Source organism: Rubrivirga halophila (genome assembly GCF_046845755.1).
GTDB lineage: Bacteria > Bacteroidota > Rhodothermia > Rhodothermales > Rubricoccaceae > Rubrivirga.
The window spans coordinates 3,854,473-3,880,422 of record NZ_CP177357.1 but is presented as its reverse complement, the minus strand read 5'-3'; the positions used below and the strand labels follow the sequence as shown (position 1 = coordinate 3,880,422).

General features: G+C 73.7%; 25 protein-coding genes and 1 riboswitch. Of the genes, 2 read left to right on the top strand and 23 right to left on the bottom strand.

Annotation, left to right across the window (positions count from 1 at the left end):
• Positions 1–44 precede the first annotated feature (44 nt).
• Entirely contained in the window at positions 45–1,241 is a 1,197-nt protein-coding gene (locus ACLIRP_RS16975; RefSeq protein ID WP_412061657.1) for a trans-sulfuration enzyme family protein, read from the top strand.
• Here ACLIRP_RS16975 and ACLIRP_RS16970 read toward each other — a convergent pair.
• From ACLIRP_RS16970 to ACLIRP_RS16870, 21 genes are all read right to left on the bottom strand, one after another.
• Positions 1,238–1,486 carry a hypothetical protein gene (locus ACLIRP_RS16970; RefSeq protein WP_412061656.1) on the bottom strand — a complete coding sequence of 83 codons (249 nt, stop codon included), beginning with the start codon at positions 1,484–1,486 and terminating at the stop codon, positions 1,238–1,240. The genes ACLIRP_RS16975 and ACLIRP_RS16970 overlap by 4 nt on opposite strands.
• 69 nt (positions 1,487–1,555) lie before the next feature.
• Positions 1,556–2,974 carry a serine hydrolase domain-containing protein gene (locus ACLIRP_RS16965; protein WP_412061655.1) on the bottom strand — a complete coding sequence of 473 codons (1,419 nt, stop codon included), beginning with the start codon at positions 2,972–2,974 and terminating at the stop codon, positions 1,556–1,558.
• A gap of 107 nt (positions 2,975–3,081) precedes the next feature.
• Positions 3,082–3,441, bottom strand: coding sequence for a nuclear transport factor 2 family protein (locus ACLIRP_RS16960; RefSeq protein ID WP_412061654.1), 360 nt, complete (start codon positions 3,439–3,441; stop codon positions 3,082–3,084).
• A gap of 2 nt (positions 3,442–3,443) precedes the next feature.
• A complete protein-coding gene (locus ACLIRP_RS16955) occupies positions 3,444–4,004 on the bottom strand; it encodes a hypothetical protein (protein ID WP_412061653.1) in 561 nt (186 codons plus the stop codon).
• Between the two features lie 78 nt (positions 4,005–4,082).
• Positions 4,083–4,727 (bottom strand): NuoI/complex I 23 kDa subunit family protein, encoded by a 645-nt coding sequence (locus tag ACLIRP_RS16950; protein ID WP_412061652.1) that lies wholly within the window; start codon positions 4,725–4,727, stop codon positions 4,083–4,085.
• Between the two features lie 82 nt (positions 4,728–4,809).
• Positions 4,810–5,376, bottom strand: coding sequence for a hypothetical protein (locus tag ACLIRP_RS16945; protein ID WP_412061651.1), 567 nt, complete (start codon positions 5,374–5,376; stop codon positions 4,810–4,812).
• Between the two features lie 3 nt (positions 5,377–5,379).
• The gene (locus tag ACLIRP_RS16940) at positions 5,380–5,871 is read right to left on the bottom strand and encodes a hypothetical protein (RefSeq protein WP_412061650.1); all 492 of its coding nucleotides are present in this window, start codon (positions 5,869–5,871) and stop codon (positions 5,380–5,382) included.
• A gap of 145 nt (positions 5,872–6,016) precedes the next feature.
• The gene (locus ACLIRP_RS16935) at positions 6,017–6,637 is read right to left on the bottom strand and encodes a response regulator transcription factor (RefSeq protein WP_412061649.1); all 621 of its coding nucleotides are present in this window, start codon (positions 6,635–6,637) and stop codon (positions 6,017–6,019) included.
• Positions 6,638–6,716: 79 nt separating this feature from the next.
• Entirely contained in the window at positions 6,717–7,817 is a 1,101-nt protein-coding gene (locus tag ACLIRP_RS16930; RefSeq protein ID WP_412061648.1) for a sensor histidine kinase, read from the bottom strand.
• A 133-nt stretch (positions 7,818–7,950) separates the two neighbouring features.
• The gene (locus ACLIRP_RS16925) at positions 7,951–8,187 is read right to left on the bottom strand and encodes a (2Fe-2S)-binding protein (protein WP_412061647.1); all 237 of its coding nucleotides are present in this window, start codon (positions 8,185–8,187) and stop codon (positions 7,951–7,953) included.
• Positions 8,184–9,254, bottom strand: coding sequence for a YncE family protein (locus ACLIRP_RS16920; protein ID WP_412061646.1), 1,071 nt, complete (start codon positions 9,252–9,254; stop codon positions 8,184–8,186). Before ACLIRP_RS16920 ends, ACLIRP_RS16925 begins: the two co-directional genes overlap by 4 nt.
• 4 nt (positions 9,255–9,258) lie before the next feature.
• Positions 9,259–11,127 (bottom strand): TonB-dependent receptor plug domain-containing protein, encoded by a 1,869-nt coding sequence (locus ACLIRP_RS16915; protein WP_412061645.1) that lies wholly within the window; start codon positions 11,125–11,127, stop codon positions 9,259–9,261.
• A gap of 90 nt (positions 11,128–11,217) precedes the next feature.
• Positions 11,218–11,442: riboswitch (cobalamin riboswitch) on the bottom strand.
• A gap of 51 nt (positions 11,443–11,493) precedes the next feature.
• Positions 11,494–13,464, bottom strand: coding sequence for a hypothetical protein (locus tag ACLIRP_RS16910; RefSeq protein ID WP_412061644.1), 1,971 nt, complete (start codon positions 13,462–13,464; stop codon positions 11,494–11,496).
• Positions 13,465–13,468: 4 nt separating this feature from the next.
• The gene (locus ACLIRP_RS16905) at positions 13,469–15,019 is read right to left on the bottom strand and encodes a patatin-like phospholipase family protein (RefSeq protein WP_412061643.1); all 1,551 of its coding nucleotides are present in this window, start codon (positions 15,017–15,019) and stop codon (positions 13,469–13,471) included.
• Positions 15,016–15,396 (bottom strand): DUF4345 family protein, encoded by a 381-nt coding sequence (locus ACLIRP_RS16900; protein WP_412061642.1) that lies wholly within the window; start codon positions 15,394–15,396, stop codon positions 15,016–15,018. Before ACLIRP_RS16900 ends, ACLIRP_RS16905 begins: the two co-directional genes overlap by 4 nt.
• A complete protein-coding gene (locus ACLIRP_RS16895; protein ID WP_412061641.1) occupies positions 15,393–15,761 on the bottom strand; it encodes a patatin in 369 nt (122 codons plus the stop codon). Before ACLIRP_RS16895 ends, ACLIRP_RS16900 begins: the two co-directional genes overlap by 4 nt.
• Positions 15,758–16,246, bottom strand: a complete 489-nt coding sequence (locus ACLIRP_RS16890; protein WP_412061640.1) for a hypothetical protein — start codon at positions 16,244–16,246, stop codon at positions 15,758–15,760. Before ACLIRP_RS16890 ends, ACLIRP_RS16895 begins: the two co-directional genes overlap by 4 nt.
• Positions 16,247–16,249: 3 nt before the next feature.
• Positions 16,250–17,149, bottom strand: a complete 900-nt coding sequence (locus ACLIRP_RS16885) for an acetoacetate decarboxylase family protein (RefSeq protein WP_412061639.1) — start codon at positions 17,147–17,149, stop codon at positions 16,250–16,252.
• Between the two features lie 3 nt (positions 17,150–17,152).
• Positions 17,153–18,187, bottom strand: coding sequence for an esterase/lipase family protein (locus ACLIRP_RS16880; protein ID WP_412061638.1), 1,035 nt, complete (start codon positions 18,185–18,187; stop codon positions 17,153–17,155).
• Positions 18,187–19,857 carry a GMC oxidoreductase gene (locus ACLIRP_RS16875; protein WP_412061637.1) on the bottom strand — a complete coding sequence of 557 codons (1,671 nt, stop codon included), beginning with the start codon at positions 19,855–19,857 and terminating at the stop codon, positions 18,187–18,189. Before ACLIRP_RS16875 ends, ACLIRP_RS16880 begins: the two co-directional genes overlap by 1 nt.
• 250 nt (positions 19,858–20,107) lie before the next feature.
• Positions 20,108–21,499, bottom strand: coding sequence for an MBL fold metallo-hydrolase RNA specificity domain-containing protein (locus ACLIRP_RS16870; protein WP_412061636.1), 1,392 nt, complete (start codon positions 21,497–21,499; stop codon positions 20,108–20,110).
• Between the two features lie 95 nt (positions 21,500–21,594).
• Here ACLIRP_RS16870 and ACLIRP_RS16865 point away from each other — a divergent pair, with 95 nt between their 5' ends.
• Positions 21,595–22,794: a serine hydrolase domain-containing protein gene (locus ACLIRP_RS16865; RefSeq protein WP_412061635.1), complete on the top strand. Its 1,200-nt coding sequence runs from the start codon at positions 21,595–21,597 to the stop codon at positions 22,792–22,794.
• A gap of 13 nt (positions 22,795–22,807) precedes the next feature.
• On the opposite strand, the gene ACLIRP_RS16860 is transcribed toward ACLIRP_RS16865, so the two are convergent.
• Complete coding sequence (locus ACLIRP_RS16860; RefSeq protein WP_412061634.1) at positions 22,808–24,250, bottom strand: M16 family metallopeptidase; 1,443 nt, start codon at positions 24,248–24,250, stop codon at positions 22,808–22,810.
• 85 nt (positions 24,251–24,335) lie between these two features.
• On the bottom strand, positions 24,336–25,727 hold the full coding sequence (locus tag ACLIRP_RS16855; RefSeq protein ID WP_412061633.1) for a M16 family metallopeptidase: 1,392 nt from the start codon (positions 25,725–25,727) through the stop codon (positions 24,336–24,338).
• Positions 25,728–25,950 lie beyond the last annotated feature (223 nt).

Genomic DNA, 25,950 nt, shown 5'->3' with positions numbered 1-25,950 from the left:
CAAGATCGTCTACTGTGGAGAGATCCCACAGCCGCACGTTCGACATGGAGCTCCGCCCCGACCTCGCCACCCGCGCCATCCACGCCGGCCGCGAGGACCTCACCGCGCTCGGCGTCCACGCCCTGCCGATCGACCTGTCGTCGACGTACCCCTTTACCGACCTCGACGGCGCGACGGCCAGCCTCGACGCGCTCGTCTCCGGCGACAAGACGGCGGACAACCCCATCTACGCCCGCCTCCACAACCCGACCGTCGCCCGCTTCGAGGCCGCGCTCGCGGACCTCGAGGACGCCGAGGCGTCGGTCGCCTTCGCGTCGGGGATGGCCGCGCTCACCGCCGTCCTGCTGACGGCGCGGATGGACGGCGGCCACGTTGTCGCCACGCGCCCGATCTACGGCACGACCGACCACCTGCTGACGTGCGAGCTGATGGGCCTCGAGGTCACGTGGACCACGCCCGACGGCGTCGCCGACGCGCTCCGCGACGACACTTGCTTGGTCATCACCGAGACGCCGGCCAACCCCACGCTCGCGCTCGTCGACATCGAAGCGGTCGTGGCGCAGGCGGGCGACGTGCCCGTTCTCGTCGACTCGACGTTCGCCACGCCCGTTCTGCAGCGCCCGCTGGGGCACGGCGCAGCCCTCGTCATGCACTCGGCCACCAAGTTTTTGGGCGGCCATGGCGACGTGGTCGGCGGCGTCGTGGCGTGCGGCGAGGCCTGGGCCCGGCGCCTGCGCCAGATCCGCGTCGCGACGGGCGCGCTCCTGCACCCGCTCGCGGGCTACCTCCTGCACCGCGGGCTGGCGACGCTGCCCCTTCGCGTCGAGCGCGCTCAGGCCACGGCCGGCGTGCTCGCCCGCCGGCTGGCGGGGCACGACGGCGTAGTGGCCGTCCACTTCCCGGGCCTCCCCGGCGGCGACCCCGACGGGCTCGTCGGTCGCCAGATGGACGGGCCGGGCACGATGCTCGCCTTCGAGGTCGCCGGCGGCTACGACGCCGCTCGCGCCGTCTGCGAGTCGGTCCGCACGATGACGCCCGCCGTCAGCCTGGGCTCGGTCGACACCCTCGTCCAGCACCCTGCCGGCCTCACGCACCGCGTGCTGAGCGACGACGCTCGCGCCGAGGGCGGCATCGCGCCGGGCCTCTTGCGCCTGTCCGTCGGCCTGGAGGCCCCGGACGATCTGTGGGCCGACCTCGCGCGCGCGCTGGCCGTCGCCGAGGACGCCGCCGTCGTCGCCTAGCGCGACGCCCGCCAGCGGTCCCAGGCGCGCAGCGCCAGCGCCATCCCCGCGTACGCCAGCGGCGGGAGCACGACGAGCAGCACCCACCCCAGGTCCGTTAGCCACGGCGCGCCGGTCTTGGTGGTGTATGGGACCCCGCCGATCACGCGCGGCCCGTCCATCCGGGGCCCGAATGCCATCACGGCCGCCAGCGCCGCGACGGCGGCGGCCATCGACAGAGAGCGGCGGCGGAGGGGCTGGGCCATCCCAAAACGTACGGCAGACCAGGGCTCGGCCTCTGTCGGCAGACCGCCGCGACGGCCCCACTCACCCACTCAGTCCGCCCGCTCCGCCCGGTCCTCGCCGTCCCAGAGAAGCCCGGAGCCGTCGGCGTCGAACACGAGCGCCGTCCCTTCCGCTTCGACGTAGAACTCGGTCGGCGACGCGGCCACGAGGCGGGCCGGCGGCTCCTCGGGCCACACCACCGCCAGCCCGGCCCCGGCGCGCTCGATGCCGACGTGGTACTCGGGAAACTCCACGAACGTGTACGTCCCCACCAGACGGTCAAGCGTGGCAGGGTCGACGGCCACCGGCTCGTAGGTCCGCGAGCGGAAGTTGGGCCACCCGTAGGCGGCCGACACGGCGCGGAGCACTTCCATCATCAGGTCGCCCCCGTTCTCGCCGTTCGTCATCACCACAGCCCCGTCGCCCGTCCCGGCGTAGAGCACCATGATCGCCTTGTAGCCCTCGTTCGAGCCGGTGTGCAGGAACAGCGGGCCGCCCTCGGCCTCGGCCACCTGGAGCCCGATCCCGGCCCCGAGCGCATCGGTCGTTAGCATCGCTCGCGCCGTCTCAGGCGCGAGCAGGGCCCCGGGCTCTCCCAGGTACGCCGCGCGGAGGTCGAGCGCGAAGCGCGCGACGTCGGTCGGCGTCGACCACAGCCCGGCCGGGGCGATCTCGGGGTAGACGTGCCACCCGCCCGGGACGGGCGCGCCGGCCTCGTCGTGCGCCTGGGCCACGTCGTCCGCCAGCCGGGCCGGGAGCGGCTGCGCGAACGTGCTCCGCGTCATCCCCAGTGGCCACAGCACTTCGCGCGCCATCACGTCCACGAACGGAGCGCCGACCACCTCTTCGATGGCCACCTGCGCGGCGACGTAGCCCCCGCCCGAGTAGCGATAGAGCGTGCCCGGGATCGTGTCGACCCGGACGGCCGGCGTGTTGCCCCGCCCCTCCAGCACGCCGACCGCGCTCGGGATCGAGTCGCCGACGGCGTAGCCCGGGAAGCCGCCGACGGTGAACCCGGCCGAGTGGCGGAGCGCGTCGCGGAGCGTCGGCGGCCGGCCGCGCGTGTGCAGAGTCGGGGGGATGGTCCACGACCGGAGCAGCGTGCCCAGGTCGGCGTCGAGGCTAAGACGGCCCTGGTCCGCGAGCCGGAGCGCCAGGGCGGCCGTCAGCGGCTTGCTGATCGAGGCGGCCTGAAAGAGCGTCGAGGTCGTCACCGAGTCGGCGCCGCCGGCCGCGCGTCGCCCGTAGCCCTGGGCCCAGTCGACGTGCCCCCCACGGACGACGGCCACGCTGAGACCGGGTACGTCGTATCGCGCCATCCGCTCGCGGACCCCGTGCCGCTCGCCGACGGCGGTGACGGATGGGAGCAACCCGGCCTCGACCGACCGTTGGCGCTCAGTGACGGAGTCAGCGGGCTGGGCCGTGGCTGTCGCCGCGAGCCCGAGGAGCAGAACGCAGAGTCGTCGCATCTGATACGGGCGGGGCCACGCACAATACGGCGCGTCGCGCTGGGCGCTCCGCCACGCCTCCGGCAGAGGTTGCCCGGTCCCTCACTGCCTCGGCGCCGAGGCGAGCGCTATCGCTGCGGGATCGGGAGCCCGTGCTGGCGGAGGAACGAGAGCTTGTCCCAGTACCCGCGCTGGACCACGATGAGGCCGTCGACGACGTGGAAGAACCCGCAGCCGCGGAGCCCGAGCGGGTCGCGCCACTCGAGCGCCGCCCACGCGCCGTCCTCCATCACCTGCTCCACGAGACACGTCATCTCCGCCGCAGCGAACTCGCGCTCGAACATCGTCCGGATCGCCTCCCGCCCCTCGACCGGCGCCTCGGCCACCTGGTGGTTGACGGCGTTCGTGGCGTAGAGCGCTGCGAGCGCGTTGGCGTCGCCCGCGTTGAAGGCGGCCACCCAGGCGTGGACGACGGCGCGCGGGCCCACCGCTACACCTGAGGCGGCTGGGGCAGGTCCGAGCCCGGCGTGGGCGGGCGGAGGTCGGCCTGGTGCAGCCGGTACGCCAGCGTCTTCAGCACCTCCGCGTCGTGCTGCACGATCGCGAGCGCCAGCCCATACAGGTCGGTCGCCGCGCCGTCGAGCGTCGCGCGCCGCGCCCACGCCTCGGCGGGGACCGCCTCAAACACGGCCCGCAACTCGGCGCGCGCCGCCCGGAGGTCCGCCAGCAGGTCGTCCAGTCCGCGCGCGTTCGCATCGTCGTCCCCCGCGAGCGCCGGCGTCTCGAGGGCGGGCGCGTCCTGCTCGCGGACGGCGGCGAGCCAGGCCGGGTACGTCTCGCGGTCGAGCGTCGCGAGGGCGGCGAACATCTGCTTGGCCGAGAGGTCGTCCGGCATCGGCGCCTGATCCGTCGCCCAGGCGGGCAGCGCCGCGAGCAGGGGCGCGAGCGCCGTCGCCTCGTCTTCGAGCCAGCCCAGCTGGTCGAGCAGCGCCTCGCGGCGGGCGGCGAGCGTGGCGGCGTCGCGGGGCGGCTCGGCGTAGCGATCTAGCATGACGAGAGGGATGCGGGGTGCGGCATGGGAGAGGCATGAGGCCCACGCATCCCGCATGGCCCATCCCTCCATCCCTCGCTAGGCGTGGGCCGGGTTCGAGGCCTGCGCGCCGTCGACGGCGTCCTCCACCTCGGCGACGAACGCGAGCCGGTCGCGCAGCGTGTGGATGTTGTTGGACTCCGGGTGCTGCCAGGCGTCGGCCGGCTGCGTGTTGCGGCGGCGCTGGAGGAAGTCCAGCCGGTCCTGGAGGCGCGCTTTGGGGACCAGGAGCCGGTCGAGCCCGAAGTGCGCCTCGTCGCGCGTCTGGAACGTGAGGTCGTACTCCTTCGACATCACGATGGCCTCCTCAGGGCAGACCTCCTCGCAGAACCCGCAGTAGATGCAGCGGAGCATGTTGATCTCGAACCACTCCGGCTCGCGCTCCTTGATGTCGTCGGTCACCTCGTGGGCCTGCATCGAGATCGCCAGCGGCGGGCAGGACCGCGCGCACAGCCCGCACGCCACGCAGCGCGGCCGGCCCTGCTCCTCGACCAGGACGGGGCGCCCGCGATACGAGTCCGGCGGGTACCACTGCTCCTCGGGGTACTCGAAAGCGTAGCTGTCGAGCGACATCTTGGACGCCGAGTAGCCGAGCCCCTTAAAGATCTCCGGGAGGTACATGCGCTCCCAGAAGTTGAGCTTGCGCTCGTCGGGCGTGGCGTTGTTGACGGGCGTTCCGGGCATCGAGTCGGGGCGGTCTGCGGGGCCGGAAGCTACGCCCCGCCGTGCGCGGGGGTCCGCCGTCGGGCGTGGCTGGCGCCCCGTTTCACCGGCCCTGCGCGGTCGGGGCCCGCTCGGCGGCGGTCGGCGGCGCGAGGTCGAACCGAAACCGCTCGGCCGAGTCGCTGACGAGGCCGGCGGCGGCGCCGAAGAGGGCCCCGTAGACGAGCCCGACGGCCGCGCCCGCCAGCCCGAACCCGCCGGCCCCCTTGAGTCGATCTCCGATCGTTGGGTCGCCACCGCAGAAGATCAGGCAGCCGCCGCTCTCGAACCCAGCGGCCGCCCCCATCGCCCCCCCCACCGACACGCCCGAGATCACACCCAGGCGGACGGACCGGCGCAGGGCCCGCTGGCGGTCGCGCCGCTCGACCTCGGCGATGGCGGACGTCGGGATCGCCAGCAGCGCCTGCGTCCGCGGGTCGATCCAGGTCGTCGAGTCCGGCCCGACGCGGAGCGCGGCGGCGTCGTAGGCCGTCCCGTCGGTCAGGACCACGATGGCGTCGCGGCCCGCCAGCCGGGCGTTGAGCGCGCCGAAGTCGTCGCCGGCGGCGACCGAGTGGGTGGCCGCGCAGCCCGAGAGCACGAGCGCGGCGGCGAGGAGGAGCGGGCGCATGGGCTAGTTCGGGGCGAGCGTGCGGAAGCGGCCCCGGACCCGAAGCTCGCCGCTCGCGCTCCCCGCCGCAACGTCGAACGTTCCCGCCAGCGAACCGTCCGCCCCGACCGACTCAACGGTGACCATTCCGGACTGTCCGTTGAACGTGTCGAACGTGCCCGGTACGTCGACGGTGAGGACAACGAACGCGGCGCCCGCCAGGCCGTCCGGGCCCTGGACCGCCACCGGAAAGAGATCGGGGACCGCGGGCGCGGCGCTCACGACCAGCGTGCCCCCCGAGCGCCCGTCCCGAAACTCGATCACGACCTGCCCCTCGTCATCGCGGAAGGTGGTCAGCGTCGCGTCGAGGCCCAGGGCCACGTCGCCCGATACGCACGCCGCCAGCCGTCCGGCCTCGACGGCCGCCGGCACCGCACAGCCCGGCTCGGTGGTGTCGCACGCGGAGACGGCTGCAACGAGGAGCAGGGTGAGCAGAAGGGCGACGAGCGCGCGCACGGGGTTGGGGGGGAGGGCGCCCTCAACATCCACCGCCCGTCGCCGCCACCCCTGGTGTGTCTGCACCAATCGGAGCCGTGCACTCCGATTTCTCCGCGCCGTCACGGCCCCGGGTTCGCAGATCCCGCCCGCGGGGCGGGGGCCGTCAGGTCGACTTGACGAGCCCGTTCTCCCACGCCCAGGCGACCGCCTCGCGCGCCGTGCTCACGTCGAGCTTGGAGTAGACCGCCGCGAGGTGGTTGCGGACCGTGTTCTCCGCGATCCGCAGCCGCTCGCCGATGGCCGCATTGTCGAGCCCGCGGCCCATCAGCACGAGCACCTCGTGCTCGCGCCCGGTCAGCGGCGAGAGCATCTCCGGCTTGCGCGGGATCGGCACGAACCACCGCCCGTGGCCGCTGTGGACCGCCAGCACGGCCTCGCGGACGGCCGTCGGGTGCTGGTCCTTGGTGATGTAGCCCGCCGCGCCGGCCTCCAGCAGGCCGTGGATGTAGGCCGAGTCGTTGAACGCGCTGAGCGCCAGGATGCGCGGCGCCTCGGGATCGCCGTTGAGCTCGGCCGCCACCTCGGGGCCCGACATCTCGGGCATGTTCATGTCGAGCAGCAGCACGTCCGGGCGCAGGCGGCGGACCAGCTTGAGCGCCTCGACGCCGTCCGAGGCCTCGCCCACAACGTCCACCTGGCCGCCCTTTTCGAGCGCGTCGCGGATGCCAGCGCGGAACACGGGGTGGTCATCGGCGACGACGACGGAGACGGGGGCGTCAGACATGAGACGAGGCGGGAGGGGGCCGATCGGGAGTCGAGAAGGTGCACACGGGCTCCGGCTCCGACAAGGGCAGTTCGGCCTGTTATGCCGCCGCGGCCGCCGCCAGCCGGTGCATCGGGATCGGCGCCGCGAGCGCCACGCGCGTGCCCCCGAGCGGGCTCGGGCCGATGGTGAGGTCGGCGCGGAGCAGCTCGGCCCGCTCGCGCATCCCGAGCAGCCCGTAGTGCCCGTCGGCGGCGTAGTCGAGCGCGCTGGCGGCCGGCGGGCCGGTCCCGTCGTCGTCGACGGTCAGGATGATGTGGTCGTCGTCGAGGTCGAGCTCGACCTCGACGCGCGTCCCGCCCGCGTGCTCGACGGCGTTGTTCATGGCCTCCTGGGCGATGCGGTACAGCGCCAGCCGCCGCTCGTCGCCGAGCGCCCGGCTGTCGGCGACCGCGCGGACGGCGTCGGTCGCCGAAAACCGGACGGCGAGCCCGCCGCCGTCGCCGCCCCACCCGAGCCGGTCGGCGCGGTCGGCGAGGGCCGCCAGCGCCGCCGTCAGGCCGAAGGCGTCGAGCGCCGACGGCCGGAGCTCGTCGCACAGCGCACGAAGCTCGTCGACGACGCCGGTGACGGCCGTCCGCGAGGGCCCGTCGTCGATCGCGCCGAGCGCGAGCTGGACCGCGCACAGGTCCTGGACGGGCCCGTCGTGGAGCTCGCGCGCGAGGTGGGTCCGCTCGGCCTCGCGCGCCGCCGCCAAGCGCCGCCGGAACTCGGCCCGCATCCGGCTGGCGCGCCGGGCGCGCCGCTCCCAGGCGACGGCCCCGCCCGCCAGCACGATCAGCCCCATCCCCATCAGCGCCAGCGCCAGCGACCCGACGGGCACCGAGGTCGCCAGCCGCACGACCGACCGGTCGTCCACGTCGATGCTGAGCGGGCCCGCGACGGCGTCGGCGGTGCCGAGCGCGCCGGCCCGGCCCGCCCGGCCGAGCACGTCGACGAAGGCGGCGTACGGGATCGAGATGCGCGGCTGGCCCTCGGCCCCCTGCCCGAACGTGACGACGCTGTCGCGGACGACGTCGAAGTGGACCAGCCGCCCGCCATCAGCGACGAACCCGGACGCGGCGGGGCGCCCGGCGGGGTCGGTGGGCTGGGCCGCGGCGAGGGGCGCCAGCAGGGCCAGGAACAGGCAGAGCGCGCGCACGGGCGTCGGGGGCGGAGGGGACGAATCTATGCCCTACGCCCCAGAGCGCCTGATCCAGACGGACTAGGGAGGAGATGGGAAACGGGAACGGGGCACGGGCCGAGGGCCGGGCGGCACGCCGTCGGCCACGCCTCTACGCCTCTCCCCTTTCCCGCAGGCGATCGGGTTCGTCGACCTCGGTCACGACCCGGTGGAAGACGGTCTCGCCCGTCCGCAGCATCCGGCGGACGTACGGGTGGCAGAGCTGGCACTTGAGTCCGAACTCGGCATTCGCCTGGAGATCGGGGATCGTGCGCGCGCCGGTCTCGGCCGCGACGTCCGCCAGCGAGGCGAACGTCCGGTCGAAGCACAGGCAGCGATCGATGGTCATCGCGCCGGCCCGAAGGCGACGGCCGACGGGATCACGCCCGCCCCGAACTGCGCCAGCTGACGGCCCTCCCGGTCGTGGACCGTGACCGTGCCCGGCGCGCTGAACGGGGCGTCGGCGTCGACGCGCCCGAGGTAGAAGCGGCCGTCGACGTCGTCGAAGGCGACGGCCGAGATCGGCGGGCCGTCCACGACGAGGGCCGAGCGGCCCGCGTTGGCGTCCGTCCCGAAGACCAGGAGGCGATCGCCGAGGGACACGTAGACCTCCTTGCTCGCCGCGCTGTGGGCGGCGTCGGTCCCGAGCGTGCCGCTGCCGACCTGGCCCGGGAGGCCCGGCCGCGCGACCTCGTCGCCCGTCGCGCCGTCGAGCACGATCACGTCGCCGGTCGTCTGGCCGACCACGTTGAAGTCGGCGTCGTAGAGCGTCCGGCCGGTGCAGACCACCCAGACCTCGCCGTCGGCGTCGGCGAAGACGAACCGGGGCCCGTCGCAGCCCACGTCGATCGTCTCGACGACGGCTCGGGCGGACGCGCTGATCACCGAGACCGTCGTGCCCGCGCCAAAGTCGAAGCCCGCGCTGTAGTTCGCCACGTAGATGCGGTCGCCGACGGCCGTGATGCCCTCGGGATTGTCGCCGACCGGGATCGGCGCGCCCGCCGCCAGGCCGTCGAGCGCGACCGGGGTCACGGAGGCGCCGTAGAAGTTGGTCACGAACGCCGTCGCGCCGACGACCGCCCACGCGCGCGGCGTCCCGACCTCGACGTCGTCGAGGACCGTCCCCGTCGTCGGGTCGAGTTCGACGATCCGGCCGCTGCCGGTCCCGAACGAGTCGCTAAAGTTGAGGAACGCGAACACGCGGTCGCCGACGGTCTCGACCGACTGGACGAGCCCGCCCAGGCCGGGCGCGAGGTCGGCCGTCGCCGTGCCGGCGTCGGGGTCGAAACGGGTGACCGAGCCGCTGTTGTCGGAGAAGATGCCCTGGTTGGCGACGTAGACGGAGCCCGTGGCGTCGGGCGCGGTCGAGTCGCAGCCGACGACGAGGAGGAGGGCGAGAAGGGAAAGGGTGCGCATAGCGTTAGCGGGCCCGGACCGCGAGGCGGAGCCGGGCGTGGCGGGGGGGCATGACGTGGGAGCGGACGGTCTCGTAGCGAGCGTCCAGGAGGTTGTCGAGGTCGACCCCGACGGTGACGGTGGCCGGGCCGAGGGCGTGGTCGAGACCGACGCGGGCGCCGAGCACGACGTGCGCCGCGAGCGGCTGCGAGCCGCCGGCGGTCGTCGGCCGGGCGCCGACGGCCTGGGCATCGAGGGCGACGCGGGCGGGGCCGCGCGCGACGCCGGCCCACGCCTTGAGCATCCACCGGGGGACGTAACGGAGCGGCTGGCCGCGGTCGAGATCGCGGGCGTCGAGCAGGGTGCCGAGGGCGCCGCCGTCGACGAGGAGGGGGCCGCCGAACTGGACGACGCGGGCGCCGCGTGCGGAGGCCTCGACCCCGACCGTGCGCGTCCGGGCGACATTGTCGGGGGCCCAGTACCCGGCGGCGGTCGGGGCCCACACGATCTGGTCGCGGGCGGCCGTGGCGAAGACGGTCGCCTCGGCTTGCGCGCCGGGCCCGGCCCAGACGGCGCCGAGGTCGGCGCTGAGCGCGGTCTCGGGGCGTAAGTCGGGGTTGCCGCCGGGCGCCCAAAAGCGGTCGTTGAGCGTCGGCATCCGGAAGGCGCGGGCGGCGGTCGCCTTGAGCGACCACCGAGGCGCCAGCCGGACGTTGGCGCCGAGTTGGGGCGCGAGCGCGAGGCGGCGCGCCCCGCCCGCGGGCGCGTGGAGGTCGGCGCGCAGCGCCGGGAACAGCGTGAGCCGCCCGATCGGCTGGCGGCCCGCCACCCCGGCGCCGAGCACGCGGTCCTCGGCGGTATCGGCCAGGCTCGGGTGGTCGGCGCGGCCGAGTGCGCCCGCCAGCTCGGCGGTCCACGACGCGGCGCCCACGGCGCGCGTGGCGCGGAGGTCGAGCGCGGCGGTCGTCGTCCGGCCCGTGTCGTCGATCGCGTCGGGGCGATCCGTCGGCGGGGAGGGCGAGGCGTAGCGGAGCGAGGCCCGCTGGACGTGCCCGGCGGCCTCGACGCGCGTGCCCGCCAGCCGGGTCGCGGCCGAGCCCGCGAGGCGGACGCGGCGGTCCCACTGGCGCGCGCCGACGAGCGCGCCGTCGAGCACGGCCCCGCCCAGCCCGCGTTCGGCATCCGCGGCCCACAGGCTGAGTCCGGCGGTCGAGCGCGAGCCGTCGAGCCGGACCGCGCCATACGCCGTCGCCCGGCGGCTGCCCCACCCTTGGCGCGCGACCTGGGGCTGCCCGGCGCGCCCCAGATCGGCGACCGTGTAGTCGTCGTCCGCCCGCGCGAGGTCGCCCGCCGCGACGACCGACAGCGCGCCGCGCTGCCCAGCCGCGACGGCCGACGCCGTCCGCTCGCCCCACGCCCCCAGTCCGGTCGAGGCCCGCAGCCCGTCTGTCGCCGGGCGGAGGTGGACAACGCCGCCGACGGCGCTCGTCCCGTAGAGCCCCGAGGCGGGCCCGCTCAGCACCTCGACGGATTCGAGGAGCGCCGTCGGCAGCAGCGACAGATCCACCTGTCCGAGCGCGGGGTCGGTGAGCGGCTGGCCGTCGAGGAGCACGAGTGCTTGCGCCGCGCCCGCGCCCCGGATGGAGACGCTCGCGAGCCCACTCGGCCCGTAGCGGCGGACATGGACGGGCGCGCGCGCCGCCAGCGCGTCGGCCAGGGACGACTGGGCCGCCAGCGCCTCCCGGTCGAGGACGGTCACCCGCGCCGGCGCGTCGGCGGTCGCGACGGGCTGGCGGGCGGCCGTGACGGTGACCTCCGCGAGCGCGGAGTCGGGCACCGCCGGTTGGGCGGCGCCAGCCGTGGCGAGGAGGAAGGCGAGGGCGCAGGCGCGCATAAAAAAGCCCATGCCTCTCGGAGACACGGGGATCGCGCGCACGGCCGGTCGGCCGCCGTCGGGAACGCCGCGCCTCTGGTCCCGGAGGCGGGTGGGGTCGTCGCGACAGGCAGGTCTCCTGGCTCGCAGTCCGGTCCCGCCCAGCGGGACGCCCGTCGGCTCGGCCTCGCCCTTCCCCCGGATGGAGTGGGCGCAGGCGTCGCGGCCGGCGGCAGACTGCCTACAGTTGCGGGTACAGCTCCGGCATGCGACAGCGTCGGCACCGGATTCCCTTTTCAGCCGCGCGGGCGCGGCACCTGAGGCGGGGCGAAAGAGCAGGCCCCAAGGTAGGGCCCGCGCGCCTGCGGCGGCACGCCGCGCCCGATTTCACACCGGCGGCACCCGCTCGCTGGGCACCTCGATGGGCCCGTCGACCAGCCGCGCGCGGTTGGCCAGCGGCTTCCCCTTCGGGAGGAACCACGGGGTGCCGTCGGCGCCGGGCTGGTAGACCCAGCTCCGCTTCCCCTTGGGCACGTCCTCGATACCGATGGGGTAGATCGTCACGCCGTCGGGGCGGACGCGGAGCCGCAGAAAGTGCTTGTAGTCGGCGATGCTCTGGCTCGAGAAGACCTCGTTGGCGTGCCGCCGCGCCCAGTGCGCGAAGAACAGGTAGACCGCCCACACCACGCCGGCCGCCGCGCTCCCGACGAGTCCCATCTCGACCGCGAACAGCACGACCTGCGGCCAGAGGTCGACGGCGACGCCGGGCAGCAGCTCCGTCGTGTTGAGCCAGACGAACGTGAACGTCAGCAGGACGAACGCGCCGAGGTGCAGCAGGGTGTGGACGGTGCCGAGGATCCCCTTGCCGACCCGCACCCCCCACCGGTCGCCGAAGAGGCGCTTCAGGACGTGGCTGCCGCCGTCGGCGAAGGCGGTCAGGCCCGCGAACAGGATGGCCGCCAGCAGGGCCGCCAGCGGCGCGTGGGCGAGGACGTCGACGAGCGCCCGCGCGCCGGTCCGGAACGCGTCCCCAAGCGAGCCGCCGGCCTGCCCCGCATCCGCGAGCTGCTGGAAGAAGGAGGCCTCGCCGGTGCCCAGCGCCTTGCTCGCGCTCTGGACGAGCCACGCCAGCACGAGGTAGAGCATCCCGAAGAAGAGCGAGAACTGCGTGTTGAGGGCCGGGAACAGGATGACCTGCCCGGCCAGATTCCACGACGCCCGCTCGGGCGGGTAGATCGCCTTGCGCGGGGGGGCACCGCCGGGCGCGGCCGTCCCGAGCCGGAACGTCTCCGTGGTCTGGCCCGGGCCCTTCGGGCCGGTCGGGAGGCGGAGCGTGGGGGGGAAGAGGTGGCTGGGGTAGAGGTAGGCCCCGCCGCCGCCCGAGATGAACCGTTGGCGGCGGCCGTCCTCGCTCTCCCACCGCCCGTACGCGTGGAGGTCGCCCGCGAGCCCGACCCGGTGGCGGTGCCCGTAGCGCGTCATCGTGAAGTCCTCGAACTGCGCGAGCGTGTCGTAGGCGTCGACGTCGGCCGTCGCCCCCGCCGTCGCCCAGACCGGCTCGGCGAGGCACAGGATGATGTCGACGCCCTCGGGGTGCTCCGCCTTGAGCTGGGCCCCGAGGCGGCGGAAGTAGTTGAGCTGCGGCTCGTCAATGTCCGACGCAAGCTGGACGTCGAGGCCCCAGAGCCACCAGTTCCCGGGCAGCTGGAGCGCGAAGTAGCTCCGGCTCTGCTGCGTTTTCCACCCGCCGATCCAGCGGCCCTGGCAGAGCAGCCGGGTAAAGCTCGTCAGCCCGTCGTACCAGTCGTGGTTGCCGGGGACGGCGAACAGGTGGGGCGGCGTGTCGCGGACGTACGGGAGCGCCGCGCGGTACGGGCCGGCGAACCGGTTCTGGTACTCGTCCTTCTTGGCCGTCGGGTAGACCTGGTCGCCGCCGAGCACCAGCACGCGCCCGCGCCGGGTCTCGTGGCCGCCGACGGTCAGCGTCTCCGCCGCCAGCAGCGACGCGATGGCGTAGGTCGGGTCCCACCCGTCGCCGAGATCCGCCACGTAGTCGACCCACAGGTCCTCGACGGGCTCGGCGGCGGCCGTGCCGAGCGGCTTGCGGGCGGCGCCGTCGTAGACGGCCGGGGGCTCGGTCGCGTAGTCGAACCGGACGGTCTCGCCGCGCAGCGCCTGGATCTCGCGGTTGTCGGCGTAGGCCCCGAACAGCGACGAGATGACGGCCTCGGCCCCGGTGCGCGTCAGCTCCGAGGGCGTGAACCACTTGACCATCTTCTGGAACGGCTCGAACCCGAGGGCGACCGGGTCGGGCGTGCCGTCGTCGAGGGGCGGCGGGGCTTTGGGGAAGTCGGCCATGCGATCAGTCGGTCGAGGCGGAGCCGGCGTAGGTGTCCCAGAGCTCGCCCAGGAAAAACCGGCCGAAGGCGCCGACGGCCTGGGCCCGGGCGACCGCGCCGTCGGCGCCCGTCGCGCGGATCGTCGAGACCAGCCGCGCGAGGTCGGCCACGCCCAGGCTCAGGATCCCCGCGCCGACGACGGGGCCGGACGTGTCGGACCCCTCGTGGAGCCGGGTGTAGAGCGTCGTCGTGTCGGACCACAAGTCGAAGCCGGGGTCGTCGCGGACGTCCTTGTGGCCGGCGAGGTAGTAGGGCTGGCCGGCGTGCGTGAAGCCGACCTCATAGACCATCCGCTTGAGTGGTTTCCCGGGCCCGCTCGCGGCGGGCGCGAACAGGTTGAACCGGCCGTGCGTGACCAGCAGGCGCTCGGCGAACGGCGCGAACTCGACCTCGCCGGTGATCTCGCCGAGGTGGTCGGGGTCGGCCTCGAACCGCTCGATGTCGGGGATCGCGATCGAGGCGTGGAGCGCGAGCGTGGTGCCCGAGCGCGTCCCGGTCGCGGCCCCCTCCTCGGGGTCGGACTCGGCCAGGGCGAACGGGCCGGACATGGTCTCGCGGAAGGCGACTCCGGGGCGGGGGCTGTCCATGATCGTAGCGTCGGGGGTGAGGGGAACGCCCTGCGGCGTGCGGGCGCGGAGCGTGCGGTGGGCGTCGGCGTAGCCCTGGGCGATGAGTTCGGCGGCGGTGATCCGGCCGAGGAAGAAGTCGGGGTCGAGCGGGATCGGGTGGACCGGCCGGACGACGTGGAGGCGGACCGGCGTCCGCTGGCCGTAGGGCGAGTCGCCGGCCGCGATCCGGCCGTTGAGCTCGGCGATCCGGTCGAGCTCCTCGTTGAGCGCGCCGGCCGCGCTCAGTTCTATCATGTGGACGTACTGGTCGAGCGGCCCCTCGCGCCAGACGTCGGTGTTGCCGATGCACCACACGAGCCACAGCTCCTCGGCCCCGCGCCGGACGGCCTCCCAGGCGTTCGTGTCCTTGATCCAGACGGCGTCGGTGTACAACGCGCCCGCGTGCTCCTGGAGCGGCATCACGCCGGGCAGCGAGACGGCCGCCAGCAGGAGGGGCATCGTGACCTCGGCGTGGGGCACCGCCCAGACCGTCTTCCGGCCGTAGTCGCACACGTTGAACGTGCCCCCCATCCCCGTCGCCGCGCGAATCGCGTCGACGTCGATGCCGAGGTGGGGGTAGACGCGGTCGCGGATGCCGTCGGCGTCGGCGACGCCGGGGGTCTGGATCGAGAGGACTTCGCGGAGCGGGAGGGGCGAGGCGAAGTCTTTGAGGTCGAGCGTCCGCCAGCGCTCGGCCATCTCCCGGGGCGGGAGCCCGGAGAACAGCATGGCCAAATTGATCGTCCCCCCCGAGGCGCCATCGGCGTGGGCGAACGTGAGCCCGGCCTCTTCGAGGGCGATCAGCACACCGGCCTGGTAGGCCACGCGCATCCCGCCGCCCGCGAGCAAGAGCGCCCGGCGCGGGGTGTCGTCCGGGCGCGCGCTGAGGGGGACGCGCGTGCTCATCGCCTCCCCGCGTGGTGCGCCGCGACGGCGGCGGCGGCGGCGGCCTCGAGCGCGAACAGGCCCCACATCCAGGCCGCGGGCGGCCCGTCCAGCACAGCACCCAGCGCGCGCCCGAGCGCGCCCAGGCCGGCGACGGCCACGAACAGGAGCCCCAGTCGACGGTCGGCCAGCACATCGCGGCGGAGCACCAGGAACAGCAGGCCCACGCCCGCCTCGACGCCCCGCAAAAAGCGGTACTGGTTCAGCACCGACGCCCCCAGCCCGGCCGCCCCGAACGCGACGCCGAGCTCCCACGGGGCCGCGACCAGCCCGACCGCGCCGAACACGAGCGCCGAGGCGGCCCACACGACGACGAGGATGGAGGCGGCGCGCGTCATCGGGCCCGCACCAGGTACACGAAGATGAGCACGCCCGAGAGCAGGTCGAACCCGGCCACGCCGAGGGCGAGCGGCCCGAACAGGTCGCGCGCCACGCCCAGCGTCACGGCGCCGGCGGCGCCCAGCTTCTGGAGCCCGGCCCACCGGAGCGCCGTCGGGATCGGCCCGCGCGGGGACAGCCCCTCCCACAGGAGCCCGCCGAACAGGACCATGAACATCCCCACGATGCCGAACGAGTGGTTGCCCCCCGGGGAGCCCTCGGCGCCGATGAGGCCGAGCACGAATGAGGGCGCGAGTGCCTGGACGAGCCCGCTCACGACGGTCACGGCGGCGATGGCGAGGAGCACGAGGCGGAGCGTGGTCATGACGGGGAGGGGGCCGGGCGAGGAAAGGCCTTCGCGGCGAGGTACACCATCAGGACGGCCCACTCGGCGCTCCACAGCGCCGCGCGCACCCACGTCCAGTCCATCCAGCCGCGCACGAGCGGCCGGAGCGTGGCGAGGTCGGCGACGCCCGCGCGGAGCACGGCGTTGATCGGGAACACGACGAGCATCGTCACGCCGGTCGAGACCACGATGAGCACCAGGAGGGCGATCGGGACCCAGCGGAACCGGGTCCGCCACTCCTGCCAGAGCATGACGGCGCAGGCCGCCAGCATCAGCGTCACCAGGACCGTGAACACGGTCGTCGCCGCGTCGATCTGGGGGAGGAAGTGGAGCGCGTAGTTGTCCGGCGTGAGCTCGGGCATCACCGGGAACTGGAAGAGGACCGTCGACCACCCGGTCCCGAAGTACATCGAGACGCACGCGAAGAGGACGGCGACGACGAGCGCGTAGAGTCGGGGCGACATGGCTCAGGCGGCGTGCGCGGCCGTCGGGACGGCGTCGCGGGTCGGGGGCGGCGGCCACTCCTCGCTGAGGCCGAGGGGGACCACGCTGTCGAGCCCGTCGCCGCCGTCGCCCGGCTCGGGAGGCGTGTTGTGCGTCAGGAACCAGCCCTCGAAGTGGTCGTCGAGGACGCCGCCGGAGTCGGGGAGGTAGGCGGCGAAGACTGGGTGCGGGTCGACGTCGAGCGCCTTGACGGGCGCGATCCGGGGGTGGTCGCCGAAGGTCAGCGTCGCGGCCGTCTTGTCGAACAGGCGGAACCCGGCACGCGCGGCGAACGAGATGTAGCTCTTCATCAACATCCCCCGGAACGCACAGTAGTTGGCGGCCGCGAGCTTGATCTTCAGCCACGCCCGCCCGGGCTTCCGGACGTCGACGCGGAGCACGAGCTGGCCGTCGAGGTCGTACTGGCTGCTGACGACGTCGTCGCCGACGACGAAGTCGAGCGGCGCCTTGTGCTTGGGCATCCCCCAGATCCCCTTGCCCCCTTTCACCGAGACGTCGGTGCTGACGGGCAGGTCGAGGACGTACTGGCCGAGCCCGTAGCGCTCGCGAAACAGCGCCGGGAGCAGGCGCGGCGCGGGCGCCGGCCCGTGCGTGCAGGCGATCGCGATGCTGTACTCGATGTAGGCCCCGATGTCGGTCGTCCGGTAGTCGATGACGGTGACGACGAGCAAGGCCCGGCCGTCGGGCATCCGGAACGGGTGGACCTCGCCGCCGGGCAGCAGCGCGGCGGCCTTCTCGGCGTCGCACGGGAAGGCGGCCATCAGCGCCGGCGAGTGCTCGGAGTGGACGGGCATCACGAAGCGGATGCCGTCGACGAGGGCGTGGCGGCCGGCGAGGCGGCGCTGGCGAGCGGGGCTCGGCATGGCTCAGGCGGCGGCGAGTTCGGACTCGATGAGGGGGAAGACGTCGTCCGCGGCGGCGTGGCCCATGAACACGTCGAGGTGGCTGTAGCCGGGGAGCACGTGGAGCGCGTGCCGGCCGGGCTCCCGCGCCTCGAAGGCGGCGTGCGTGCGGACCTGGCTCTCGGGCAGGAAGCACCGGTTCTCCGTCCCGGCGAAAAAGGCGAACCGGGCGTCGGTCTCGGGCGCCCGCGTGGCGATGTCGGCGGGGAGGTCGGGGCCGGGCTCGTCCGGGACGAGGTGCCCGGCCCGAACGCCACGCACGATCTGGCGGTAGAACGACATCGGCACATCGGCGAACTCCGTCCGCAGCCAGTCGTGCGTCGCGTCGTCGAGGTTGTCGTGCTCCCAGAGCGCCGGGAAGCCGCTCCCGTAGTAGAAGCTGACCTGCTTGCAGACCGCGTTGTCGCACTCGCGGTGCGTGAGGTCGGCGACGCGGTGGAGCACGCGGCCGATGCGGGACTCGGCGTGGCGGTCCCACTGCGGGTTGAGGTAGTCCGTCATCGTGCCCACGAGCGGCACCACGACGCCCAGCTTGAACCGGCTCCACGCCGGGACGACCGGGTGCAGCGAGACCGCGTTGCTGACGACGGTCCGCACCCGGGGCACCAGCCCCGCCACGGCCGACAGCATAAAGCTCGTCGAGCCCTGGCAGTGGATGACGGCCTGGACCGACTCGGCCCCGGTCTCGGCGACGACCGCCTCGACGGCGCGGGGGTGGTCGTGGCGGGCGGCCTGGTCGAGCGTCCACTCGTTGCGCGGGACGTCGATGCTCGCGCGCCAGTTTTCGAGCCAGACGTCGTAGCCGCGCCGCGCGAGGTAGTCGACGAGGTTCTCGCGCGTCGGGGCCCGGAAGATGTCGGCCCGGACGCCCGCGCCGTGGACGAGCAGGACGGGTCCCTTCGTCGGCTCCGCCTCGGCCCGCACGTGGACGAGCGAGAGCGGCATCCCGTCGCCCGCCGTGAAGGGCAGGGTGCGCTCGCGGAGCGGGGCGGCGGCCATCAGAGGACCCCCAGGATGCGGTCCGCCGTCCGGTCGGCGAGCGCGGCGATGGTCAGCGACGGGTTCGGGCCGGTCGGGCCCGGCAGCACCGAGCCGTCGGCGACGTAGAGGCCGGGGTACCCGAAGACCTCGCCGAAGGGGTCGACGACGCCCTCCTCGGGCGTGAGCCCCATCGGGCAGCCGCCGAGGGGGTGGACCGTGATGACGCGGCTGAGGCGGTACGTCGGGTTCGGCAGGAACTCGCCGCCCCACGCGTCGGTGATGTCGCGCATCGTGCCCAAGACGCGGTCGAAGTAGGGCTTCGACGAGTCGATCGTCCAGTCGCAGGCGAGGTGGTCGTCCTCGGCGAGCGTGAACGTGCCGTCGGGGACGTCGCGGCCCATGCCCAGGAGCGGGAGCGAGCCCTGCGACAGCGCGCAGTCGCCGAGCACGTCGGCCAGCTCGGCCGATATGTCGGAGCGGGGGCTCCGCCCGAGCGCTGCCCGGACGCGCGCCCACAGCAGGTGCGCCACGCGGCCGACCGTGCCCCGAATCTGGAACGCCTCCAGGAGCCACGTCGCGAACGCGGGGAAGCCGGCGTCCTGGATGTAGTAGCCGCGCCCGTCGCCCCCGCCGTCGAGCGCGTCGGGGACGCGAATCGTGCTCGTGATGACGGGCCCGTAGGTCGGCCCGAGGTCGACGGTCTCGCTGGGGTCGTCGCCGGTGCACTTCATGGCGAACGACAGGAGGTCGCCGTTGCCGCAGAACCGCTCGCCGAGTCGCGGACTGAGGTTCGGGAGGTCGTCGCGGCTTCGGAGCAGCAGGTACGTCGTGCCGAGCGTGCCGGCGCTCATCACCAGGCGGTCCGCCGTGACGCTCTCGGGGTCGCGCGTGGGCGCGTCCGCGTGGGCGCCGTCGATCCGGTGGCGGACGTAGTGGATCCGGTAGCCGCCTTCGGGCCGGGGCTCGATGCGGCGGACCTCGGAGAGCGTCCGGAGGTCGGCGCCGGCGTGGTGGGCGTCGGTGAGGTAGTTGTAGTCGAGGGTGTTCTTGCTGCCGTAGTTGCAGCCCACGTCGCACTCGCCGCAGAGCCGGCACGTGGTCCGGGTGCGGCCGTGGAGGTTGGGGCGGGCCTCGACAATGGGCTCGCCGATGGCCGGCTCCTCGCCGTCGTTGGCGAAGGTGACCGCGAGCGGGGGCAGCTCCCACTCCAGGCCCAAGCGGTCGGCGGCGTCCTTGAGCGCCTGCGTCTTGCGGGTCTTGTCGTAGGGCGCCTTGTCGAAGGGGTAGCGCTGGACGCCCAGCCGCGCCTCGGCGCGCTCGTAGTGCGGCACCAAGTCGTCGTAGGTCACCGGCCACGGCTCGCGGGCCCCGCCGAAGTCGTTGGCAAACCACTCCGGCGGCTTGCGCAGGAGCACGTTCGCGTAGATCAGCGAGCCGCCGCCGAGGCCGGACGCGACGAGCGCCTCCAGGCCCTCGAACGACCACACGTTGAACATCCCGAACCGGCCCTCGCTGGGGTCCCAGAAGTTGCGGCTCAGGCCGTGCTGGGTGCGCGGGAACGAGTCGGGCGGGAACGCCTGGCCGCGCTCCAGCAGGCACACGCGCTGGCCGCCCTCGGACAGGCGCGCGGCCGTGACGGACCCGCCGAACCCGGACCCGACGATGACGGTGTCGAAGTGTTCAGACATACCGGAAGACGAACAAATGGGACGACGTGTCGAGCCCCTCTCTCCCGACGATAGGGCACCCCGCCCGACTGTCCCATATTCCTCCCGTCCTTGTCTGCCTTCGTGGATCGTTCCCGCCACATCCCCGAGGCGCATTCCTTCGCCACCCCACCCCAGGGCGGACGAGGCGCGATTGCCGGGCCGCACCGCCGACCGACGGGCCGGACAACGGCAGCACCCTAACTCTCTTTTGTTTACTCCCTGCGCACGCCTACAGCGCCACCGTGCGCCCGCGCTCCGGGGCCTCGACGGCCGCGCCGATGCCCGCCCGGCCGAACGCCTCCGCCAGCGCCGTCTGCCGCTCGGGGTCGCCGTGCACCAAGAAGACGGTCTGCAGCCGGTCGGCGTCGAGCGCCGACACGAAGGCCACCAGGCCGGGCTCGTCGGCGTGCGCCGAGAACGTGTTCATGACCTCGACCTGCGCGCGCAGCGAGTGCGGCTTGCCGAAGATCTTGACCTCGTCGCGCCGCTCGACGATCCGCTTCCCCAACGTGTGCTCGGCCTGGTAGCCCACGATCAGGACGGTGTGCTTGGGGTCCTCGACCGTGTTGCGGAGGTGGTGCAGGATCCGCCCCGCCTCGGCCATCCCCGACGCCGAGATCACGACGAACGGGACGGTCAGCCCGTTGAGTTCTTTCGATCGCTTGGCCTCGCGGACGTACTCCAGCCGCTCGAAGCCGAACGGGTTGGGGTCGGTCAACATGTACTCCAACAAGTCCGCGTCGTAGCACTCGGGGTGCGTCTGGAAGACGGCCGTCGCATTCACCGCGAGCGGGCTGTCGACAAAGACGGGGATGCGGGGAATGCGGTCCTCGTTCCACAGCTGATCGAGGTTGTGGACGATCTCTTGCGTCCGCCCGACGGCGAAGGCGGGGATGACGACGCGCCCGCCGCGCGCGGCCGTCTCGGTCACGATCCGGGCCAGCCGCTCTTTCGCTTGGTCGACCGGCTCGTGCTCGCGCCCGCCGTACGTGCTCTCGCAGATCAGCCAGTCGACGGGTGGGAGCGGCTGGGGGTCGCGCAGGATCGGCCGGCCCGGGTTGCCGACGTCGCCGGTGAACCCGAGCCGCTTGCCGCCAGGCAGGTCGAGCGTCATCGTCGCCGAGCCCAGGATATGGCCGGCGTCGCGGTACACCACCTTCACGCCTCCCGGCACCCCGAACGGGGTCCCGTACGGGACCCCGTGAAAGCAGTCCATCACGCCCTCGGCGTCCTCCATCGCGTAGAGCGGCTCGACCTCGGGCTGGCCCTTTTTGCGAATCTTGCGGTTGAAGAAGTCGGCGTCTTTTTCCTGGATGTAGGCGCTGTCGCGGAGCATGATCGCGCACAGGTCGCGCGTGGCGTGCGTCGCGTAGACGGTCCCCCGGAAGCCGTCGCGCCAGAGCTTGGGCAGGAGCCCTGCGTGGTCGATGTGGGCGTGCGAGAGGAGCACGGCATCGACGGTGTCTGGCGAGCACGGCCACTCGTTGTTCAGCTTTTTGCCCAGTTCGCGGCGGCCCTGGAAGAGGCCGCAATCCAAAAACAGGCGCGTGCCGTCGTCGAGTTCAACGAAATGGAGGGAGCCGGTGACGGTCTGGGCGGCGCCCCAGAAGGTGAGGGTCATAATGACGGGCGGAAGGGGGGCGGGGCGGAGCCCGATGATACCGGGGCCGGCCGGTTCGGCTCCGCCGTGCGCCGAGCCCGGCGCTACGTTCGGGCATGCGCACGCTCCTGCTCCTCGCCCTGCTGGCGGCCACCGCCAGCGCCCAGACGCCCTACGTCCCCCCACCCGGCGACTGGGACCGCCAAACGCCCGCCGCCGTCGGGATGGACCCCGACTCGCTCGCGGCGGCCGTCGCCTTCGCCCAGGCGAACGAGGCCGAGGCCCCGCGCGACCTGGCGCTCGCGCACGCGCGCGGGTTCGGGCGCGAGCCGTACGGCGAGGCCGTCGGCCCCTTCCTGACGCGCGGGCCGCAGACCGGCGTGATCGTCCGCCACGGCGCCGTCGTCGCCGAATGGGGCGAGCCCGACCGCGTCGACCCCACGTTCAGCGTCGCCAAGAGCTTCCTGTCCACCGTCGCCGCGCTCGCCGTCGCCGACGGCCGGATCGCGCTCGACGACCCGGTGTGGCGCTCGCAAGCGCCCGTCACCGCGCTCGGCGAGATCGGCCCGGGCGCCCGGCCGGCCGAGCTGGGCCGGGCCGAGACCTTCGACCTCTTCCCCGGCGACCACAACCGGCGGATCATCTGGGACCACCTGCTCCGCCAGACCAGCGACTGGGAGGGCGAGCTGTGGGGCAAGCCCGACTGGGCCGACCGCCCGGACCGCGACCCCGACACCTGGCTGACGCGCCCGCGCGTCGCGCCGGGCACGGTCTACGAGTACAACGACACGCGCGTCAACGTGCTCGCGATGGCGCTGCTCAACGTGTGGCGGCGGCCGCTCCCGGTCGTCTTGCGCGAGCGCGTCATGGACCCGATCGGCGCGTCGCCGACGTGGCGGTGGCACGGGTACCGGACGAGCTGGGTGCTCCTGGACGGCCAGCCCGTCCAGTCGGTCTCGGGCGGGACGCACTGGGGCGGCGGGCTGTGGCTGACGGCCTTCGACCAGGCCCGCTTCGGGCTCCTGACGCTGCGGCGCGGCCGGTGGGGCGACCGCCAGATCGTCCCCGACGCCTGGTTCGACACGGCCCTCACGCCGACGCCCGCCGAGCCTGGCTACGGCGTCATGAACTACTTCCTCAACCACGACCGCGCGCGCTTCCCGAGCGCCCCGGCGACCGCCTTCGCCCACCTCGGCGCCGGCGTCAACCTCGTCTACGTCGACCCCGAGCACGACCTCGTCGTCGTCGCGCGCTGGATCGACGGGTCGGCGCTCGACGGCCTCGTCGCCCGCGTGCTGGCGTCCATCACCGACTAAGCGCGCTCGTCCCCTACTCGCCCAGCACATCGTCGACGGACAGGACGGTAACGGGGCCGAGCCCCAGCGCTTCGACCGACTCGCCGACGACGGACCAGTCGCCCACGACGACGACGGCCACACGCTCCGGGTCGACGTACTGCGCCGCGACGCGGGCGAGGTCGGCCGCCGTCACGGCGCGGACGCCGCTGGCGTAGACCGCGTAGGCGTCGTCGGGCAGCCCGTCGAGCCAGGCGTCGCCGACCATCGCGGCCGTGCCGCGCACCGTCGCGAACGGCGCGGGGAACGAGAGCGCCCGGTTCTCGCGCGCCTTCGCCAGCTCGTCGGCGGGGATCGGCTCGCCGATGGCGGCGAGCTCGCGGAAAAACTCCGTCAGCGCGGGCGCCGTCACGTCGGTCTGCACGTCCGCGTAGGCGACGAACGGGCCGGCGACGGGGCGGTACTCAAAGACGGAGCGCGCGCCGTACGAGTAGCCCTTGTCCTCGCGGAGGTTCTGGTTGAGGCGGCTCGTAAAGCTGCCGCCCAGGATCGTGTTGAGCACGTCGAGCGCGTAGAAGTCGGGCGTCGAGCGCGGCGCGCCGACCCGGCCGATGCGGACGACGGACTGCGCCGCGCCGGGCTTGTCGACGAACGTGATCGCGCGCGGGCCGACCTGCGCCGGGATCCGCACGGCCGGCGCATTCACCGGGGCGACGCCGGTCGCGGGCCACACGTCGGCGCCGAACGCCGCCTCCAGCCGGGGCCTCATCTCCTCCCACGTCGTCGCGCCGACGACGACGAGCGCCGAGCGCCCGGGCACGACGGACCGGCTGTGGAAGGCGACGAGGTCATCGCGCGTGAGCGCCCCGACCGTCGCGGGCTCACCGGTCCCGAGTCGCCCGTACGGGTGGTCGTCGCCGTAGACCGCGCGCGCGAGCGCGACCCCGGCGATCGACCGGGCCTCGTCGCGGCGCTGCGCCAGCGCCGTCAGCCGGCTCGTGCGGACGCGCTCAATGTCGGCGTGGGGAAACGTCGGCCGCAGGGCCACGTCCGCCATCAGCGCGAGCGCGGCGTCGAGCTTCGAGAGCGGCGTGTGCAGGCGCACGCTCAGGCTGTGGAGCCCGGCCCCGACGCCCAGGTCGATGCCCAGAAAGTCGATGGCGTCGGCCAGCGCGAGCGCGTCGAGGTCCCCGGCCCCCTCGTCCATCAGGTCGGCCGTGACGGACGCCAGCCCGCCCTGGTCGCCGTCGTCGACGGAGCCCGCGCGGACGAGCAGGTCGATCTGCGCCAGTGGCACGCCGGGCTTCTCGACGAACAGCACGGGCAGCCCGTTCGACAACGCGTGCCGCTCGACGGCGGGCGGCGTGAACGCGGGCGGGGCCGCCAGCGCGGGGCGCGTCCCCCAGTCCGGCGCGGCGGTCTGGGCAGACGGCGCGACGGCGGCGAGCGCGAGCAGGGCGAGGAGGAGAATGCGCATCGGAGTCGGTGGTCGGTGGTCCGTTGTCGGTGGTCGGTCCCGACCGCTCCCCACACGGAGGACCGATCACCGACGACCGACGACTCTAGAATTTGGGCGTGACGGGGTCGGCGCCGTCGAGCGCCAGGGCCGGCTCGCCAGCGGGGACGATGGAGAGCGCCACGCGGGCGTCGTCACGGAGGAACGTGAGCGCGGCGTCCGAGAGGTCGCGGGGCGCGAGCGCGCGGTAGCGGGCGAGGTCCTCCTCGAAGTAGTCCGGCGTGCCGGTAAAGAAGAGGTAGCTGTTGAGCTGGTCGGCCTTGCCGCGGAAGCCGTCAACGGTCTCGAGGTTGTCGAGGAACTGCGCCTCGACGCCGTTGACGACGCGCTCCAGCTCGCGCGCGTCCGGGGACTCGGCGCGGAGGGCGTCGAGCTCGGCCGCGATCGCCGCCTCGATCGTGTCGAGGTCGACGCCCGGCCGGGCCGTCGCCATCACGTAGAACGTGCCGCCGGCCAGGTCGCCGGACTGGAAGGCCGCCACGTCCTGGGCGATCTCCTGCTCGTAGACGAGCGCGCGGTACAGGCGCGAGGTCTTGCCACCCGCGAGCACGCCCGCGAGCGCCTCCATCGTCGCGTCGCCCGCGGCGTACCGAGCCGGGCTGTGCCACGCGAGGTAGAGGCGCGGCAGCTGGACGTCGTCCTCCAGCACCAGCCGGTGCTCGCGGTCGAGCGTCGGCCGGGCGACGGGCTGGAGCGGCGGCTCGGGCCCGCGCGGGATGGCCCCGTACCACTCCGTCACCCACGCCCGCGCTTGCGCCAGGTCGAGGTCGCCCGCGATGACGACGCTCGCGTTGTTGGGCGTGTAGTAGGTCCGGTAGAAGCTCACGACGTCGTCGTAGCTGGCGGCCGTGAGGTCCTCCATCGAGCCGATGACGGGCCAGTGGTAGGGGTGCGTCTCGGGGAAGAGCGTCTGGCCCAGGACCGAGAAGGCGTACCCGTAGGGCCGGTTCTCGACGCTCTGGCGCCGCTCGTTCTTGACCACGTCGCGCTGGCCGTCGACGCTCTCGGGCGACATCGCGTCCAAGAGGGACGCCATGCGGTCGGCGTCGAGGTAGATCGCCGTCTCCAGCCCGTTCGAGGCCGCGTCGGTCGTGTAGTTCGTCCGGTCGCGCGTGGTCGAGCCGTTCGCGCCGCCGCCGGCCTCCTCCAGCCAGGTGTCGATGGCGCCCTCGGGGACGTGGCCGGAGCCCTCGAACATCAGGTGCTCGAACAGGTGCGCGAAGCCGGTCCGCCCCGGCGCCTCGCGCGCGCTGCCGACGTGGTACCACGTGTTGACGGTGACGACGGGCACCGACGCGTCGCGGTGCAGGATCACGTCGAGCCCGTTGTCGAGCCGGAACCGCTCGTAGTCGACGGTGAGCGGCTGGGCGGCGACCGCCAGCGGCAGGGCGAGGAGGAGGAGCGCGAGGCGGCGCCCCGCAAGCGGGAGCATGGGCATGGGCAGTCGATCGGAGGCGGACAGAACGTACGCCGGGGCGGGGGCCGTGTCCGGCGGTTCATTCGCCATCGGCGGGCGCGGATGCCCTGCAACCAGGCGGAGGTGCAGCGCCTCGTCCGAGGCATGCAACGGAGTTTCCGAGGCATACAGAATCATTTCCGAGGCACGCTCCGCTCCTTCCGAGGGTCGCAGCGCCTCTGGCGAGGGTCGCGCTCCCATGTCC

Coding starts and splice junctions, on each gene's coding strand:
- ACLIRP_RS16975 (WP_412061657.1), top strand. CDS start 45: ATGGAGCTCCGCCCCGACCTCGCCACCCGCGCCATCCACGCCGGCCGC.
- ACLIRP_RS16970 (WP_412061656.1), bottom strand. CDS start 1,486: ATGGCCCAGCCCCTCCGCCGCCGCTCTCTGTCGATGGCCGCCGCCGTC.
- ACLIRP_RS16965 (WP_412061655.1), bottom strand. CDS start 2,974: ATGCGACGACTCTGCGTTCTGCTCCTCGGGCTCGCGGCGACAGCCACG.
- ACLIRP_RS16955 (WP_412061653.1), bottom strand. CDS start 4,004: ATGCTAGATCGCTACGCCGAGCCGCCCCGCGACGCCGCCACGCTCGCC.
- ACLIRP_RS16950 (WP_412061652.1), bottom strand. CDS start 4,727: ATGCCCGGAACGCCCGTCAACAACGCCACGCCCGACGAGCGCAAGCTC.
- ACLIRP_RS16945 (WP_412061651.1), bottom strand. CDS start 5,376: ATGCGCCCGCTCCTCCTCGCCGCCGCGCTCGTGCTCTCGGGCTGCGCG.
- ACLIRP_RS16935 (WP_412061649.1), bottom strand. CDS start 6,637: ATGTCTGACGCCCCCGTCTCCGTCGTCGTCGCCGATGACCACCCCGTG.
- ACLIRP_RS16925 (WP_412061647.1), bottom strand. CDS start 8,187: ATGACCATCGATCGCTGCCTGTGCTTCGACCGGACGTTCGCCTCGCTG.
- ACLIRP_RS16920 (WP_412061646.1), bottom strand. CDS start 9,254: ATGCGCACCCTTTCCCTTCTCGCCCTCCTCCTCGTCGTCGGCTGCGAC.
- ACLIRP_RS16915 (WP_412061645.1), bottom strand. CDS start 11,127: ATGCGCGCCTGCGCCCTCGCCTTCCTCCTCGCCACGGCTGGCGCCGCC.
- ACLIRP_RS16910 (WP_412061644.1), bottom strand. CDS start 13,464: ATGGCCGACTTCCCCAAAGCCCCGCCGCCCCTCGACGACGGCACGCCC.
- ACLIRP_RS16905 (WP_412061643.1), bottom strand. CDS start 15,019: ATGAGCACGCGCGTCCCCCTCAGCGCGCGCCCGGACGACACCCCGCGC.
- ACLIRP_RS16900 (WP_412061642.1), bottom strand. CDS start 15,396: ATGACGCGCGCCGCCTCCATCCTCGTCGTCGTGTGGGCCGCCTCGGCG.
- ACLIRP_RS16895 (WP_412061641.1), bottom strand. CDS start 15,761: ATGACCACGCTCCGCCTCGTGCTCCTCGCCATCGCCGCCGTGACCGTC.
- ACLIRP_RS16890 (WP_412061640.1), bottom strand. CDS start 16,246: ATGTCGCCCCGACTCTACGCGCTCGTCGTCGCCGTCCTCTTCGCGTGC.
- ACLIRP_RS16885 (WP_412061639.1), bottom strand. CDS start 17,149: ATGCCGAGCCCCGCTCGCCAGCGCCGCCTCGCCGGCCGCCACGCCCTC.
- ACLIRP_RS16880 (WP_412061638.1), bottom strand. CDS start 18,187: ATGGCCGCCGCCCCGCTCCGCGAGCGCACCCTGCCCTTCACGGCGGGC.
- ACLIRP_RS16875 (WP_412061637.1), bottom strand. CDS start 19,857: ATGTCTGAACACTTCGACACCGTCATCGTCGGGTCCGGGTTCGGCGGG.
- ACLIRP_RS16870 (WP_412061636.1), bottom strand. CDS start 21,499: ATGACCCTCACCTTCTGGGGCGCCGCCCAGACCGTCACCGGCTCCCTC.
- ACLIRP_RS16865 (WP_412061635.1), top strand. CDS start 21,595: ATGCGCACGCTCCTGCTCCTCGCCCTGCTGGCGGCCACCGCCAGCGCC.
- ACLIRP_RS16860 (WP_412061634.1), bottom strand. CDS start 24,250: ATGCGCATTCTCCTCCTCGCCCTGCTCGCGCTCGCCGCCGTCGCGCCG.
- ACLIRP_RS16855 (WP_412061633.1), bottom strand. CDS start 25,727: ATGCCCATGCTCCCGCTTGCGGGGCGCCGCCTCGCGCTCCTCCTCCTC.